This window comes from Streptosporangium sp. NPDC004631, assembly GCF_053601935.1.
Window position 1 is genome coordinate 179,433 of the sequence record NZ_JBSGCR010000010.1, and the last position, 16,471, is coordinate 195,903.

Below are 16,471 nucleotides of genomic sequence, written 5' to 3' on the forward strand. Positions count from 1 at the left end.
TCCAAACAGGCGGGATGCGCCGCGAAGGCCCGAGGCGACCCGAGGTGGAGGATCAGGTGACGGTAGGTCCGACCGCGCGGAACACGATGACCGAGGAGCCCTTGACCGTGTCGACCTGGAAGGCGTAACAGCCGGGCGCCTTCAGCCGGACATAACCGGGGCGATCTCGCCAACCCTCCGCCGAAGGATCCGGGAGCATGACGATCTTGCTGTCCAGTGGTTGACCCTCCGTACCGTCGAACCCCACGGGGTCGTCGCCGTCCAGTCGCCGCCCCCTGATCACAGCGGGACCCGACAGGTCGGGAACGGCGGTCCACAGCACTTTCCGCCCGCCCCACCCGCTGTCTTCAAACAGGGTTCCCCGATCCTCACCGTCGTACCGCAGGGTGGAACCCATCACCGGGCGCACCGGCCCCTCCCCCAGCAGCTCCCCGACCAATGGCGTGGGACGCGTCACGACCTTGGTGACCGGGCACGCGGCGCCACGCGCGACCTCGGGACCTGCCAGTGGCCGCTTCAGTAGATCGGCGACTGCGGAATCCACCGAAATCGGCGGCCTGAAATCGCCGGACGTGCACCCGGCGACCACCACGGCGGCGATAACCACCACAGCCGTCACCTTCAGCGCCTTTTTCATCTCACCATCCACATAAAAGCGACCACCAGCCAGTTAGTCGACTTTACCGAGGTGCCGGAAGACCATGTGAAACATTTCGAAAGGCGCTACGACGAAACCCGCCGGGGCAGGCCAAGGTGGATCAAGAACGAGGCGACCGGCCGATGGGCGCGGACCAAGCTGTTCGAGACCAACTTCGTCAACCTGCCGGGCTCGGGTGGGTTGGTCGGCCAGGCCGCCAGCCGGACCGGCGAAGCCGTGGTGGACTGGCTCAACACTCGCGGCCAGGGCTGAAAGAACCAGGTGCGCATCGTGGCGATCGACCAGGCCGCCTGCTACCGCACCGCGATCCGCCAGGCGCTGCCGCACGCCGTCCTCGTCGTCGATCACTTCCACCTGGTCGCGCTCACCAACCAGGCGCTCACTGCGGTGCGCCAGCGCGTCACCCGCACCGAACGCGGACGCCGGGGCGGGCCACCGATCCGGGATTGGCCTGCGGGATCAGCGGGGCAAGGGTTTCCCATTCGGGATCGGACAGGTCCGTCGGATACGCAGCGCACTTCCTCGGCATCGGCGGCCTCCCGTACTTCCAGACGGGGCGCTACGCCATCATCATGCCATTAAGGAACTTTTCAGACACCCTCTTAGTGAGTGTTTGATCCCAGGAGATGGTGAAACACTCGATCCGTCCGATAGCCCGCACGCCTGACTTGTGCGCTTTCGATGGATTTCGGAACAGCAGCCTTCAAGGAACAGACCATCGAGCGCCGGTCTCGCCCAGGAAAATCCTGTCTCATCCCAAGACGCGGTGCCCTGTCCTTACCTGTCAGTGAGGGATCCCCATCGAGGTCTGGGCGGCCGATGCGGGACACGGTACGTCGGAAGCATGGCCGAGCGGCGACTGTACCCCAGTGACTTGTCCGACGCCCGCTGGGCGCTCATCGAACCCACGCTGAGCGCCTGGCGCGCCGAGCGCCGCGGCCAAGGCCTGGACATCGGACGCCCGCCCGAACACGATCTGCGCGCCATCATGAACGCCATCCTCTACGTCGACCGCACCGGCATCCCGTGGCGCTATCTGCCGCACGAGTACCCGCCCTGGCAGAGCGTCTACGGCTACTTCGCCCACTGGCAGAACCACGGCGTCTTCACCCAGCTCAACGGTCTGCTGCGGCGTCTGGCCCGCACCGCAGAAGGCCGCGATCCCGACCCCACGGCCTGCGTCATCGACGCCCAAAGCGTCAAGACCTCCGCCAACGTACCCGCCGCCGGCCAGGGCTACGACGCGGGCAAGAAGATCGCCGGCCGCAAGCGCAGCATCGTCACCGACACCCTTGGCCTGCTGCTGGCAGTCATGGTCACCGCTGCCGGCCTCTCCGACGGCGCAGCCGGCCTTCCCCTGCTGACCCAGGCCGCCGCAGACAACCCGACGATCACCAAAGCCTGGGCCGACAGCGCCTACCGCACCAAGGTCATCGAAGGCGGTGCCGCCTTGGGCATCGATGTCGAAGTCGTCCGCCGCGACCCCGCCACCAGGGGATTCACCGCCCTGCCCCGGCGTTGGGTCGTCGAGCGCACCCTGGGCTGGCTGATGTTCCACCGCCGCCTGGCGCGCGACTACGAAGCCCTACCGGCCCGCTCCGAAGCCATGATTCACATCGCCATGATCGACCTTATGACCCGCCGCCTCACCCGCGAGTCCACCCCAACCTGGAGAGGTGCCTGAAACCACAATCAGACAGAAATCACGGAATCAAACACTCACTTAACAGTGATGACATTGTGGACTGCCCTTGGACTCATTCTTCTAGCCGGCTGTCGGCGGCGATTGGGTCCGGCCTTCTGTCACGGCTTCTTCGTCAGCGTTGCGTAGGCTGCGGGACTCCCTCCCTGTGCGATGTCCTCGAAACTCTTGAACCACCGGAAGCCGAGCTTTCCCGCTAACGTCCGGTTGAGCGCGATCCACCCCAGTGGCGCGCATCCGCGACCGGTGTCCTTGGTGATCTCCTCACGGACGACTGTCGTCCCGACGGGGTCATTGACCGGTTCGAGGGTGACGGTTCCCGAGCATTTGAGTCCTGGGTACTCCACAGTGCCAGCCTTCTCGCCGAGCCACGCTTTCTTGGTCAGGACAAGATCGACCCGGTACTGGCCAGAGCCGGGCTGGTGGACGGTTCCGCGCCAGTGCCCGGCCAGAGTTTTGGTGCTCGGGACCGGCAGTGTCTGCGGAAGGGTGGATGCGGTCGCGGCCTCCAGCGCGGTCGAATCGTCGCCCGTCACCCACAGCCTCAGCAGGAGCATGCTGAGCAGGGCGAGCACGAGAGTCGAGGTCACCATCGTGGCACCGGCGAGCGTGCGCCGGAAGAGCAGGTAGCTCAATGGCGGGCAACCTGTCGGACGCGGCTTGACGTCCCAGGGCCTGCGCGCGTCCCCTGCCGTCAGCTCGGCGGTTTCCCAGCTGCTTTCCTCGGCGGCTCCGCTCAGCCGCAGACCGGCCAGCCAGCCCATCAGCTCGGCGATCTCCGGGCCCCGGGGCGGCAGCCCCGACGCGAGGTAGCGGACCTCCGCGCTCTGGTGCGCCACCTCTCTCACAAGGTTGCCGAGGCCCATCAGCGTGAGCCAGCCGGGCAGGTCGTCGATCCCGCGCCCGGAGGTCGTCGTCCGGAGCAGGTCGGCCTTGGTGAGGACGACCGCGACCCGGCGCTGTGAGCCTCCGTCGGCACGGCCGGCCAGCTCGTTGCGCAGCCGGGTGAAGGTGTCGGCCGGGTCCTCGGGCGACAGCACGACTCCTCTGGTCTCCAGGGCCCTCCGCTCGAACTCCAGCAGGTTGTCCCGCACCCCGGGGAGCGCGAAGGGATCGATGACGAGGATCAGGGCCTCTCCGTGCGCGAGGAAACGCATCTCCTCGACCTTGCTGGCGCCGGTGTAGTGCTCGCCTGAGGGGTCGAAGAGGTATAGAATTCGACTGCCCCGGGACCTGCCGGGCATCGCCACGTCCAGCATCACGGCCTTGGGCATGCCGTTAAGGGTCTTGCTGATCCTTCCCGTGGCCAGCTCCCGGCGTAAGTGCTGGAAGGCCTTCTCGTCGCCCTTGTCGGCGAAGAGGGCTGTGCCGCCCGCCGTGTTCACCGCGCTGTGGACGGTGTTGACAGCGAGCGCCATGAACGTCGTCTTGCCGGCGTCTGGACCGCCCACGAAGGGTATCGGTTCGATCCGCACCCGGCCGACCCGAGTGGGCAGCTGACGGTCGCAGTTCGGGCAGTACGCCTGGAGGCGGTAGCGACCGAGCAGGATGGTCGTCGGCAGCCGGGTGCCGCACCGGCAGACGTGCCGGGCGGCGCCGTTGAGGTTGGGCGTCAGCCGTCGGTGCTTGGTCCCGCAATTCGAGCACCGATAGACGGGCAGCGTGAACCGCGCGTAGCACTCAGGGTAGGGGCAGGTCTGCAGGATCCGGTGGACCAGCATGAACACCTGTTCGATGGCTCGCAGCACTCCCACGCAGATCAGCCAGACGGCTGTCCCCAGCGCGACCACCCCCATGTACAGGGCCATGATCAGTGCGCCGATGACGAGGACGGGAACCGCGGCCGCCACGATTCCGCCGCAGATGCCCAGCCAGATCGGAAACAGGAACCACGCCTGCTCGCCACCGAGGAGGGTGCTCGTGACCTTTCGCAGCCCCGCCTCGGCCTTGGCCCCGATGAGCGGGGTCGTGTTGCGGAGGATCGCCTGCCAGTCCTTCCACACCTGGGAGGCCAAGTAGTGCCGGTAGGCCGGATCGTGCTCCTTCCCGCCCACCGGCTGGGCCACCGGCGACGGCCCCCCCGACACGTCCGGCACGAGGATCGCCCACGCCTGCGTCAGGTAGAGACCCGCCGCGACGAGCGTGCTGCCCAGCAGGACGAGCGGGAAGAGCGTCATCGCGGCGAACACACCGATGAATATGGCCAGGAGCCACGCGACGAAGATGAACGCGAAGAGCCACATCAGCTGCCCCCTCGGCGCAGGATTCCCCGTCGTCTGGGCTTCATGAGCTCCCGCAGCCCTGCAGACAGGTCCCGGTCGTGCTTGAACCGGCTCTCCATGGACCCGAACGGCGACCAGCTGTTCACCAGAGCCTGCGCCCACTCCTCCAGTGGAGCGATCACCAACCCGGACCGACGGAGCCGGATCGCGATCTCCAGCAGGGCCGCCTGCTCGTCCCGGTTAGCGCGTCCACCCAGCCACGCGTCGAGCAGCCACCCGAGGGACGGGCCGGACAGCTTCCGCAGAAGCGCCATCCGGAACATCACGTCCTGCCGGGCCAGCGCCTTCGCCGCCCATGCAAGCACCACGCCGGTGAGTCCTGGGTCACCGTGACGGAGCAGGTCGGTGAGGCGATCCACCGCTCCGGCGGCGTGGCCGGGCGTGCTCATGCTGGCCAGCCCGGTGGCCATTAGCACCGCCTCGGCGTCCCTGGCAGCGGATCCGGGCAGTCGAGCGTCCCGCACCTGACCGGCGATGTCGGCGGCGTCGTGGCCCTTCAGCCCGACCCGTACGAACAGGCGTGCCGGCAGGCTGCTCAGGGTGGGCGAACTCTGGATCCGCGCACCGGCCGCCTCGATAACCCGGCGGCATTCGGCGGTCGTCGGATCCTCTCGCCAGAGGCCCGCCAGCGTCGTCTCCCGTTCGGCCAGCGCCTGCGGCGGGTGCGCCAGAGCCAAGAGCCGGGCGGTCGCGTCCACGCGGCCGAGACGTCCCGATTCGACCTGCCAGGCGATCACGACGGTGCTGGTGGCGGGCGCGGACCGCAGGTCACGGTCGGCGAGCGACCGGCACAGCTCCGCCGTAAGCACCTCGGCGCGCACCTGGGGCAGGGCGCGTTCCAGGCCGGAGACCAGTCCCGCCAGCAGCGCCTCGCGCCCACCAGACGGGGTGCGGTCAAGTTGCTCGGCGACCCCGATGAGCCCGGACCTGACCAGGGTCGCCGCGGCCCGCTCCACCTGCCTGGCGGGAAGCTCGAGACCGGTCGTGTCCGCCACCCGGAGGATGCCGACCAAGTGGGGCAGCCTGTCGGCGGCGTCGAGTTCGGCGCGCGCCGCGACCGTCATCTGCCCTCGGTAGGAGTCGGGCAGCGGTCCGCGGGGCGGGGCCAGTCCCGGGTCGCGCAGCGCCAGCAGGACGCAGCGCGCGGCGCACGGGCCGGAGGCCTCGGCCGGGCCGTGGGCGGCGACCGCCGCCGCCAGCGGATAGCCAAGCAGCTCGGCCCGCTGACCCAGCAGGGGCCACACCCACTCGGGAAGGTCGCCGCCGACCAACTCGACGATCGCCGACTGCTCGGCCTCCGAGAGTTCGGTGCCGGTCAGGCAGAGCGCCACCAGCGCCGCCGCCGTATCGGGGTCGTCCGCGTCGAACGCTGAGAGTTCGTCGATTCCGCCGAGGTCCATGGACCTCCAGAGCTCCCGCATGGTGTCGGAGAACCGGCCGGTCTCGATCGGTTGCGGCTCCCCGGTCAGGGTGACGACCGTCGCGTCCACATCGGAGGGGATCCACACGTCCGGCGTGGTACCCACGATGAGTTGCGCGGTCGAAGCCGGGTCCCCGCTGTAGGTGACGAACGAGAGCCGGGTCACCGCCTCCCACGGCAGCGAATAGGAGATCACCGCGATCCAGCGGACGATCTCGTCGCCGTCCTCGCTGACCAGGACGAGCCGGCCGTGCCCCTGGGTGAGGCTGCGCCGCGTGAGTTCGAGCAGGATCCCCAGCCGCTGGTAGGCGTCCGGCCCTTTCGACCTGAGCCACTGCCCCAAGGACTCGGGGTCCAGCGCCGTGCCCGGCATCGGGTTGGCCAGCTCGGGCAGCTCGGTGCCGGGCCGAACTGGGGCGTCCGCCCACAGCGGTGCCCGCCACAACTCGATCGGCCGCAGCCCGACCAGGTCGTCCTCGCCCAAGATCAGGGCGTGGCCCAGAAAGTTCCCATACCGGCCCGAGTAGTCCTGGCCGAGGTAGACGCACCGGGCCAGGGCGAACCGGTGGCCGATGAGCCCGTACGACAGCGCGACCGGCATGGCGCGGATCTGGTCAGGTGTGGGCGCCGTCGGCATGCTCGGCGGCGGCCGGTAGGTGAGATACGGCGTGACCTGCGAGGTCAGCCCGGCCGGCACTCCGGGCGTCTCGGCCGTGATCTGGAAGCCAGCGCGCCCGGACGGTCCAGCCTCCGCGGATGTGTAGTGGAGTTGCCAAGCCACGGGGCTACCTCCGTATACCGTCGAGCATCTTGAACCGATACAGCAGCCACAGCAGGGGATCCTCGACGCGATAGGGGCGGATTCCGCTGCGTGCGACCGTTTCGCCTTCCGGCACCGCGCCGAGAGAGGACAACCCGAAGAGGGCGTAGTCGGTGTACTGCTGGTTCAGGTAGCGGTCCACCATTCCCGCCTGCCACTGGTAGAGCAGCGCGCGGACCTGTTCGTCCACAGCTTCCCTGTCGTTCAGGTCGAGCGCTCCGATCTGGTCGCGGGTTCGGTGCAGCGCCGACTGACGCTCCATCGACTCCCGCATTTCGTCGATCTTGCTGAGGGCGACGGCCACGGGGATGGCCAGCCGGCCGCCGCTCCGCTTGCGCAGCATCTCGGTCACCCGGACGACGACGTCCGCCGGATCGCTCATGAGATCGTCGGCGAGCGTCCCGCCGCGTTCCCTGGCCGCACCGCTCAGGGCCGTCTGCGCGCCTGGCAGCTCCAGCGGGTCGAGCAGGAAGATCACGGCGTCGGCGGCGTTCAAGTAGCGCAGGTGAAGCTCGCTGATCTCGCGCTGGCGCAGGTCCTCCCCCGCCGTGTCGAACAGGACGAGGGTCAGCGAGGCCGTACGGCTGCGCAGTCGGCCGCCGAGAGTCCGGGTGAACAGGTAGACCAGCGGGTCGCGGGGGGCGTTGGCGGAGGACTGCGTGCTGACCAGCAGCTTGCGCTCGCCGTACAGCGGGCGGGCGAAGTCCTGCTTGTAGCGTTCGATGGTCCGGTCGTCGCACGGTACGAGCGAGGAGTTGAGCTCCTCTCCCACCCGGTTCATCAGCTCGTGGATCAGGACCGCGATGTAGGTGCTCTTGCCCGCATGCTTGGCCCCCACCAGCGCGACGATCTTGCCGGGGTTCGCGCAGTACTCGGCGGAGAGCCGACTGTGGCACGACGGGCAGACCCGCCACGCGGTCTCACGGGAGCAGGTGGGGCAGACGGCTCTGCGGCCCGGCCGCCGTACAGCGAACACCGGCGGAAGCGCGGGCACGGTCGAGCCGCCGCGGAACACACCGAGCGCCTGGTCCGGCACCGGTGCGCAGCCGGCGGTACGCCCGGTCGTCCCCAGGCAGCGGAAGGCGATGCGCTTGCTCGGAGTCTTGACGAAGCAGTACGGGCACGTGATCACGGCTTCACCCCACCTTCAGGACGCGTATCGGGGGGTCAATGAGCTCGACCTGGCCTTCGGCGAAACAGCGCAGCCAGTACGGCCTGGACTGCCTGGGCCGCGGGACGACCAGCCGGGTCGGGGTGTCGACGGCCGACCACTCACCGAGCACCCGGCCGTCGTCGGCCGAGCTGGGCTGGATCCGGCCCGCCTTGATCACCAGGACGAGCCGCGCTATCCGCGCGGGACGATCCGAGGTCACGTCGACGACCAGCTCACGGCGCCCCAGCAGCCCTTTCTTCCGCAGGTCGTACCTGATGGGGACGATGGCGAGCAGCGGCACGAGGACCGCTGGGCCGCGGATCCGCGTCCCCTTCACGACCGTCGTCGGCGCGAGCTCGATCATCGGCGCCTCTCCTTCCGGGACGTCGAGGCGGATTCCGCCCTGGCTCCGGTAAGCGGCCGCGTTGACCATCAGCCGCTCGCGGCCCCACCGGACCTCGATCTCCGGCACGTCCCCGGGCCATTCCAGGCCCACATGGACCACACCGCCTCGGCGTACTGCGCTCACCTGCCGCGGGGCGGTCAGGTTGACGTGCTCGCGGAAAGCCCCGATGCTCGCCGTGTCTCCCACCACGGTGACAACCAGGAGCACGCCGGACACCTGGACCGACCGCAGTACGTGCCCGGTGCGCGTGGGCGTCGCAGGTAGTACCCGACCGGCCGCGCGGACCTCCTCGATCGGGACGCTCGCCCCGTACGGCCAGCGAGGCTCGGACGGGAGCGCCAGGAACTCCAGCACGCCCGACGGCGGCTCGGCGCAGCGGATCACCAGCTCGTCCCGGCCGCCCGGGTCGGATTCCACCGTGAACTCGGCGATGGGCTCCGGCCTGGCCTGCGGGGTGACGGCGCTGCGCAGGCCGGGCGTGACCGCCTCTCCCCGGCCGTCCGGGTAGACGGCCGCTACGAGGTACTCGTAGGTGGTCCCGTTGCGCAGGTTCCGGTCCCGGAAGCCCGAGCCCTCCACGAGGATCGGCCTGCCGTCACGGGTGACGACCACGCGCAGGGCCCCGGCGGGCGAGCGGAAGTGGCCGATGACGACTCCGTCCACGGCGGTGAGCCGCAGCCCGTCCGGTTCGGGCCGGAACGTCAGCGCGGCGCAGGCCACGGGAGCCGAGGCGGCCTGCCTGCGCCGGGCGACGACTGAATAGGTGACAGGTTTGTTCACCGGGAGGCACTCGTCACGCGCTCCGGGCCGCGTCACCTCGGCGAACGGGACGCCGTTCCGGAACACCTCGTAGCCGATCTCACCGGCGCGCGACAGCGACGCCTGCCAGGTGACGACCACCACATCGCCCTCCAGGCGCGCCCGCACATCGACCGGGGGCTGCGGCGCGAGCCCGGCGAACAGGTCCTCGGCCCCCGGCAGGTCCGGAGCCCGGCTCAGAGCGTCCTCCAGCATCATCCACGCCCGATCCGGGTCAGCCTCCGCCTGTGCGGCGTCACGCAGCTGTACGGCTTTCGCCAGCCGGGCACGCACCTCCGTGGCCAGCTCGGCCGCCTCTCCGACCAGCGCGTCGGCGGGCAGCGCCTCCACGAAGTCGGCGGCCGTCTGTATCTCCCCGGCGTCGACGAGTTCGCGCAGCCGCCCGGCGGGGCCTCCGGTCACACCGGTCTCCTGGCGAATCGCGAAGATCAGCCGCTTGGCGTCCTGAGGATCGAGGCCGAGGTCGTCGGTGGCGTGCCGCATCAGCGTGTCGTCGTAAGGGTGCTCGCGAACGCGCTCCCGGAGCCTCGCGGTCATGTCGTATCTCAGGAGCACCTCCGGATCCGGCGTGTTACGCAGGCCCGAGAAGACGGTGTCCGCACTCACCGTCCACGGGCCACGCGTCTTGCGCTGCGCGTCCCGCTCCAGCTTGGCGACCTGCTCCAGGATCCCGGGGATCGCGCCCAGGACCCGGATGCCGGTCGGCTGGTCGGGAAAAACGAAGCCGAGCAGGTGGCGCTGGCCCAGGGTGTCGAGAGCGGCCCGGACCTTGGCGTAGGCGGCGTACGGCGGCGACTGGAGAAGCTCGTCGGGTTCGCGCACGCCGATGCCCAGCTTGGCCGCCAGCTTGCCGGCGTCCTGGAGGGTGACCCCGGCCGACTTGGCGATGCCCGCGACGACGTCGGGGGGCAACAGGCGCAGCTTGCCCGCGGCGTCGTCGAGCCGTCGCCGGACGTCGGCCAGGCGCTTGCCGTCCCGCTCCGCGGACTGCTTGATCTCGGCCCGCAGCGGGCCCGAGTCGCCTCCTGCCACGGCCTCGAAGATCGTGGCGTAGCGTTCGGCGTGCTCGACCTCCAGGGCGTCGATCACTTTGCGGAACTTGAGCATCTGCCGCGAGCGCCGCCAGCACTGCCGGACCTGCCGTACAGTCTCCGTGATCTCGGCGGCGCTCATGGTGTCCTGGATCTGGTAGCGTTGCCGCAGGTCCGCGGGAGGCGCGCCGCCGGCCTGCCGGGCCGGGTCGAGCACCTCCCGCAGGTACCGGGCGTCATCGAACGCCATGTGTCAGCTCACACGGATCTGGGACATTGAAGCTCGCGACGAGGCGACCTCTTCCTCGGACATGCCACCGATCTGGATGTCGAGGTCCAGCTGCTGACCCCGCTCGTTCTCCCGGGCGGTGACGTGTAGCAGACCCGAGGTGTCCAGGGAGAACGTCACCTCAATCGGGAATCCGGCGGGTTTGCCGGGCGGGATGCGCAGCTCACCCTCCCCGATCTTGTTGTTGTCGTCGAGCTGTTCGGACTCCGTGCTGCCCGCCTGTTCCATCACCCGGACGGCCACGGTGTCCTGGTTGTCGTTCAGGGTCGCGAAGCCCTCGGTGATCGCGGCCGGCAGTGGGTCGTTGACGTGCACGAGATGGGCGACATATCGCTGGCGGGTCTGTCCGTTCGTGGTGACGATGCCGAACGAGCGTGAGGCGACCGTCTTGATCGTCCGGCCCTCGATCTGCCGCTGCTGTGTACTCGACAGCCCCGCCTCCAACGCCATCGCCTCCGCCTTGGAACGTTCCCCGGAGGTCACCAGCTGCCGGTAGATCTCCTCGAACGCGTACAGGGCGGCTCCCTTGGCGACGGACAGGTCGGGGTCCTGGAGCCGGGGCGTCAGGCCGAGTTCCTTCTTCAGGGTCTCGGTCACCGCGGGCATACTCGACGATCCGCCGACCAGAACCAGATGGTCGTAGCGGTCGACCCCCTTCGCCCGTGCTGTCTCCAGGGTCCGCCGCGTGATGGCCACAGTCCGGTCGAGCAGGTCCTGGGTGAGTCCCTCGAACGTCTCCCGGGTCAGCTCTACCGTGGTCACCCGCCCCTCGTGCATCACGCGCACCGCGTGCTTGACGCGGGAGGACAACGTCTTCTTCAGATCTTCGGCGATCTTGCGCAGGTCCTGCTCGGTCACGCTGCTCTCCAGCGGGTCCCCGACATCGGAATGCTCCTGCCTGAAGCGCTCCGCCAGGTATTCGACCAGGCAGTCGTCCCAGTCGGCCCCTCCGAGGCGGTGGTCGCCGTCGGTGCACACGACCTCGATGTCGCCGCCCCTCAGGGTGATGACGGTCGTGTCGAACGTGCCGCCACCGAGGTCGTAGACGAGGATGTGGCAGTCCTCGGCCGGGTTGAGCACCCCGTAGGTGATGGCGGCCGCGATGGGCTCGGAGATGATGCCGATCACGTTGAGTCCGGCGATCCGACCCGCCTTGCGGGTGGCGTCGCGCTCAGCCGCGCCGAAGTAGGCGGGCACCGTGATGACCACGTCCGACACCACGTCTCCGGTCGCGACCTGCGCGTCCTCGGCCAGCTTCCGGAGCAGGAACGCCGAGATCTCCTCGGGCGTGTACGGCCGTTGGTGCAGGGTCCTGGCGACGTCCTGCCCCATGTCGCGCTTGATCCGGTTGATCACCAGGTCGGGGTGGATGACTGCGCTGTCCTTGGCGGGCTGGCCGACCACGACGTTGTCGTGCGTCTCGAAGAAGACCACGGACGGTGTGGTGTCGGTGCCCTCGCGGTTGCGGTGCACCACTGCCCGGCCAGCATGGTCGATGCTGGCGATGCACGAGTACGTGGTGCCCAGGTCGATTCCGTATACGGCCATCTATCTGTCCTCTCTCCTCTGCTCCGGCGGGCTCTGCGGCTGCGCCGGACGGTCATCGGCGGCCCTGCCGACCACCACGTCGGCCTTGCGTAGAACCCGTTCCCCCTGGTGGAAGCCGTCCGCGAGCACCGCCAGCACGAGGCCTTCCGGACCCGGCTCTGCTCTGGTCGCCCGGTGCCGGGACGGGTCGTAGGGGTCGCCTTGAGCGACCTCCAGCAGCTCCGCTCCCGTCCTGGCCAGCACCTCGGCCACCTCTGCGGCAATGGCTTCCAGGAGGGATCCGACGTGGGGGGCGCCTTCCGGCGCGTCACGGAGCCTGGTCGCCTCACGGCCGACGAAGTCGTACAGACGGTAGAGGCCGGCCCGGACCGGCGTCAGAGCCTCCTGAAGCAGCCCCCGGCGGAGTTCCTGGTTCTCCGCGTGCAGCCGGTCGATGACCTCCTCACGATGGGCTGCCCGATCGTGGTCGCGCTTGAACTCGGCCTTCATCTCCTCGGTAAGCCGGTCCAGCACGATCAAAACAGAATCGAGGTCTGTCAGGGGCGTTGTCGGAGAAGATTCCGGCAGCGCGTCGTTACTGGGGGGAGAATTCGACATTTGGAGTTCCAGATTGAGTGAAGGGAGTTGTTGTTCCATAGTTCGCAAATATGGGTAGAATTAGGCGAAAATGAACCAAAGGACACTATTCGCTAAATAGGATCATTGCTTTGGGTTAACGGCGGACAAGTTGCTGGCCGGTGGCAGCCGCGAGCGCCCTGCCGTACAGGAGACTGAGGTCCTCGGCACCGCCGAACCCCTGGGTGACGACGGCGCCCAGCCTGCTGCTGGCGAAGAGCGGCGGCCGATAATCGGACGCTTCACCGGGAACAGCCAGGTAGACCCGGTCGAATCGCTGGATGAGCGGCACGAGCCGGTTCACCTCGTCCGCGAACTCACCGTCGGTGATCGCGACGAGCACGCGCCGGACACACTTCGTGCCCTCCTTGGTGTGGCCGCGGTCGAGCGCCCTGATGGCGGGGGCGAAGTACGTGTATTGGCCCTGCACCTGGTCTCCGACCGATTCGGAAACCCCGCTCAGGTCCGCGGCCTTCGTCGAGGCGAGAGTCATCGAGGCCGTGCTCGCGAAGGCGACGGCGGACAGCAGGTCACCTGGCTCCATCTGCCTGCTCATGAAGGGCTTCAGCAGAGCGAGCGCCTCGCCTCTGGTGGTCGCGTTGTCACTCATGGAGCTGGAGAAGTCTCCAGCCACGTCCAGACAGACGGCCCCCCGCGTCTGCCGCGCCCCGGCCAGGACGGCATCTTCCAGCGACTCGCGGTGCATGCCGCCGTTCAGATACCAGACCACACCAGCCCCGACGACCGTCAGAAGAAGTATCCCAGCTATGACGCTTCCGGCTAATCGGTACGATCTGCCCGGCGGATCCCCACCGGTCCCGCCGGGCAGCCGCCCCGGAGAATTCCCCGGGAGTTGTGGGCGATTATCAAACATCACCGACCTCCTTCGTTGGAAGGTACCACGAAGAATGGAAATATGATGCCAGCCACCGCCAAGAGCGACATTTATTGAGAGGCAAGTCTATTTTCGGATATATACGCGCCTCGCAACGCAAAAGGTAAGAACCGGCATTCTGTGGACTGGCCCGGTGACCGAGATGCGGACCCCTCGCCACCTTTAAGTCATGATGACCATATCGTCGATGATACTTAGAGTCAAGGTGACTTTTGGAGATGATCCGATCAGAGCCGCCTGGGCGGCCTGTCCAGGCCGCCGTTGCTGATCACGTCAAGGACGAACTCCGCCGCATTGCGCGCCGCGACCGGATGCCAGCGGTCGGTCTTGCCCATCCCCCAGTCGCAGATGGCCTTCACCACGATCCAGTCGACCTTGCCCTTCGCCGCCGCCGCGTAGACGCCCAACCCTTCCATCTCACCGCCGATCGCATCGGGCTCGGCCTCGATCATACGTTTGCGCGCGGTCGAGGAGTTGAGCAGCACATTCCCGGACAGGAGCGGCCCGAAATGGACTTTGGGGCCGTCCTGCGCCAAGCGCGCGTTCTGGCACCGGTCGAGCAGCGTCACGGACGGCGAGACCCGATTGCCTCTCATGATCTCGACCGGCGTTCCAGGCACAGGCTCGATGATCTTCTTGTGATCCATGACCCGCAGCTGGGTGCAGACCAGGATGTCGCCCAACGCCTGCTCCCCCTTGCGCAGGCCGAAGCTGATTCCGGTGAGCAGCAGATAGTCGGGATCGAGTTGGTCGATCAGCGACTGGGCGGTCAGCGTGGCGCCACCGGGGTCGGTGGAGCCGGGGCGCGTCTGCGCCAACAGCACCCGGGCACGGCTCACCACGCCCAGCGCGAACGCCGTGTGATGGTCCAGGTTGAGACGCTCGGGGGTGGCTCCGGTGACATCCGTGACGGCCTTGAGGACCGCCTGGTGTTCCTCGGGAGTGGCAACCATGATCAAGACGTTCGAGGTGTCGAACACGGGACCCATCCTTCGTGTGAAACTGGCGACTCGTTCCCGGTACGCCGTCCTCGCCCGCCAGACGGTGACCAGCAGGAGCGGAACAATCATGAATCCCATGACCGTGTTGAGCCATCCGAGCACCCATGCCTGGGTCGTGACCGGGACCAGGCCGGCAGGGGTATCGGCCACCAGGCGCCACGCGAGCCAGCGCAACGCGGTGCCGTAGCTCGCAGGCCTGCCCGCGCAGTCAGCGGCGCAGGCATCCCGCTCCCATTCGGCCACCTGGAGCGCCTCGGCCCCCACCACGGCCGTGACCCCCAGCATGTACAGCGCGAGGCCCGAGCCCGAATCGGTCACCTTTGGGGAGCGCGCCTTTGGTCGCGACCCGGTGGTCAGGAACGTCACCCCGGCCTCCCGGCCGGCGGCGGAGTCCGCCGTCGCCGCGGTGATCGCGTCCCGCATCGTGCCGGTCGTCGTCCCAGAGAGGAGGCAGAGCAGCGATTCGTTGACCTCAACGGTCTTCGTCCGCGCACCCAGGTCCTCGACCGCGCGCGCGACCTGGGCGCGCACCAGGTCGCGCAGTTGCTGGGTGACCTGCCCCAGCAGAGCGGGCGCCCGGACGGGGTCCGCGCAGTGGCAGAGCGGCATCGACCAGTACAGGAAGCGCATCTCCTCCACCGTCCACCAATCAGGGCGGCCGCGAATCGGCAGACCCAGGATCCACCTGACGACCACGGTCCCGAGCATCGCGGGCACCAGCACGGCGACGTGCAGCAGCGCCAGCAGGGGCAGCGCCAGTGCGACCCACAGCAGCGTCGGCCACCACTGCCGCAGCGCGAACGCCGAGAGCGCCGACAGCAGCAGCACCGCCGGAGGACCGGCGAACAGGAGGAACTCCCAACGCCTGTCGACCAGATGCAGCAGACCTCGTGGCCGGCCGGAGAAACGCGCGTTGTGCGGAGGTTCCAGTACGGCGAACGCGCCGGTGTTCCGCCAGACTAACCGTCCGTCCCGCGCCGCCGTGTAGATGACCACCGACAACGGCCCGCGAGCCCGGATCAGGCCAAAGATCCCTCTGGGGCGCAAGGTGTTGACCACCGCACGCCCGCTTTCGGCGCGCCGGACCGCCCCAGCAGCCTCCCATGCGGTCCTGAAAGAGATCCGCGGCCGGTCCGGTGTCATCTGATCACTCCTCACGATGCCAGAAGGCTACCAAATGGTCACCTTGACCTGAATAGGAAACGATATTTATGGTTGAGGTGACCTAAATTAGGGGAGTCGCCGGATGCGCATCACGCACGGGAAACACGGGGGTCCGGACCGGCCCTCGCGCAGCATGGTCGCGTCCGAACTGCTGATAATCGAGTACGAGCAACTCAAGGAAGAGCAGCGGGTCCGCATCTCCACCCGCGATAACCTCGCCTACACCACGCTTGGCGCGTTCGCCCTGGTGATCGCGGCGGTCATCCAGGCCCAAGCGCCAGCCGTGCTCGTCCTGCTCCCCCCGGTCTGCATGATCCTCGGCTGGACGTATCTCATCAACGACGACCGGGTGACCGCGATCGGACGGCACATACGGGAAAATGTTGCTCCCGAACTCGTCAGCCTCGGCGACCTGCGGACCGAGGTGTTCAGCTGGGAACGACGTCACCGAGCAGACCGGCGGCGGCGCTTCCGCAAGATCCTGCAACTCATGGCAGACCTGCTGCTCTTCTGCGTCACGGCCTTCGCGGCCCTGCTCGTCGCCTGGATCCGCGAGCCGCACTCCGGAGTGTTGACCACGCTCATCGTGTTCGAAGCGGCCGGGGTGGCACTCCTGACCGTCATTTTCACCCGAAACGCCGTCCGAGGCCACATCTGAGCCACCTGCG

13 protein-coding genes are annotated in these 16,471 nt (G+C 68.2%); 4 read left to right on the forward strand and 9 right to left on the reverse strand.

Going from position 1 to position 16,471, the window contains the following annotated elements:
- Positions 1 to 52: 52 nt before the first annotated feature.
- Positions 53 to 637 (reverse strand): hypothetical protein, encoded by a 585-nt coding sequence (locus ACWEF2_RS13430; protein ID WP_453814902.1) that lies wholly within the window; start codon positions 635 to 637, stop codon positions 53 to 55.
- A gap of 66 nt (positions 638 to 703) precedes the next feature.
- Here ACWEF2_RS13430 and ACWEF2_RS13435 point away from each other — a divergent pair, with 66 nt between their 5' ends.
- The 3 genes from ACWEF2_RS13435 (at position 704) to ACWEF2_RS13445 (ending at position 2,342) form a co-directional block, all read left to right on the forward strand.
- Positions 704 to 910: a hypothetical protein gene (locus ACWEF2_RS13435; protein ID WP_453814904.1), complete on the forward strand. Its 207-nt coding sequence runs from the start codon at positions 704 to 706 to the stop codon at positions 908 to 910.
- Between the two features lie 9 nt (positions 911 to 919).
- Positions 920 to 1,240 carry a transposase gene (locus ACWEF2_RS13440; RefSeq protein ID WP_453814906.1) on the forward strand — a complete coding sequence of 107 codons (321 nt, stop codon included), beginning with the start codon at positions 920 to 922 and terminating at the stop codon, positions 1,238 to 1,240.
- Positions 1,241 to 1,502: 262 nt separating this feature from the next.
- Positions 1,503 to 2,342, forward strand: coding sequence for an IS5 family transposase (locus ACWEF2_RS13445; protein WP_453814908.1), 840 nt, complete (start codon positions 1,503 to 1,505; stop codon positions 2,340 to 2,342).
- A 119-nt stretch (positions 2,343 to 2,461) separates the two neighbouring features.
- Here the strand turns inward: ACWEF2_RS13445 and ACWEF2_RS13450 are convergent, their stop codons facing one another.
- The 8 genes from ACWEF2_RS13450 to ACWEF2_RS13485 form a co-directional block, all read right to left on the reverse strand.
- A complete protein-coding gene (locus tag ACWEF2_RS13450; RefSeq protein WP_453814909.1) occupies positions 2,462 to 4,603 on the reverse strand; it encodes a TRAFAC clade GTPase domain-containing protein in 2,142 nt (713 codons plus the stop codon).
- Positions 4,603 to 6,843, reverse strand: coding sequence for a GAP1-N2 domain-containing protein (locus ACWEF2_RS13455; RefSeq protein WP_453814911.1), 2,241 nt, complete (start codon positions 6,841 to 6,843; stop codon positions 4,603 to 4,605). Before ACWEF2_RS13455 ends, ACWEF2_RS13450 begins: the two co-directional genes overlap by 1 nt.
- A 4-nt stretch (positions 6,844 to 6,847) precedes the next feature.
- Positions 6,848 to 8,014, reverse strand: coding sequence for a TRAFAC clade GTPase domain-containing protein (locus ACWEF2_RS13460; RefSeq protein ID WP_453814913.1), 1,167 nt, complete (start codon positions 8,012 to 8,014; stop codon positions 6,848 to 6,850).
- A gap of 4 nt (positions 8,015 to 8,018) precedes the next feature.
- Positions 8,019 to 10,541, reverse strand: a complete 2,523-nt coding sequence (locus tag ACWEF2_RS13465) for a hypothetical protein (RefSeq protein WP_453814915.1) — start codon at positions 10,539 to 10,541, stop codon at positions 8,019 to 8,021.
- Between the two features lie 3 nt (positions 10,542 to 10,544).
- Positions 10,545 to 12,128, reverse strand: coding sequence for an Hsp70 family protein (locus tag ACWEF2_RS13470; RefSeq protein WP_453814917.1), 1,584 nt, complete (start codon positions 12,126 to 12,128; stop codon positions 10,545 to 10,547).
- Positions 12,129 to 12,641 (reverse strand): nucleotide exchange factor GrpE, encoded by a 513-nt coding sequence (gene grpE / locus ACWEF2_RS13475; protein ID WP_453814918.1) that lies wholly within the window; start codon positions 12,639 to 12,641, stop codon positions 12,129 to 12,131.
- Positions 12,642 to 12,840: 199 nt separating this feature from the next.
- Positions 12,841 to 13,473 (reverse strand): hypothetical protein, encoded by a 633-nt coding sequence (locus ACWEF2_RS13480; protein ID WP_453814920.1) that lies wholly within the window; start codon positions 13,471 to 13,473, stop codon positions 12,841 to 12,843.
- A gap of 392 nt (positions 13,474 to 13,865) precedes the next feature.
- Positions 13,866 to 15,698 carry a 5'-methylthioadenosine/S-adenosylhomocysteine nucleosidase family protein gene (locus tag ACWEF2_RS13485; RefSeq protein ID WP_453814921.1) on the reverse strand — a complete coding sequence of 611 codons (1,833 nt, stop codon included), beginning with the start codon at positions 15,696 to 15,698 and terminating at the stop codon, positions 13,866 to 13,868.
- Between the two features lie 187 nt (positions 15,699 to 15,885).
- On the opposite strand from ACWEF2_RS13485, the gene ACWEF2_RS13490 reads away from it, so the two are divergent.
- A complete protein-coding gene (locus ACWEF2_RS13490) occupies positions 15,886 to 16,461 on the forward strand; it encodes a hypothetical protein (protein ID WP_453814923.1) in 576 nt (191 codons plus the stop codon).
- The last annotated feature ends 10 nt before the right edge of the window (positions 16,462 to 16,471 follow it).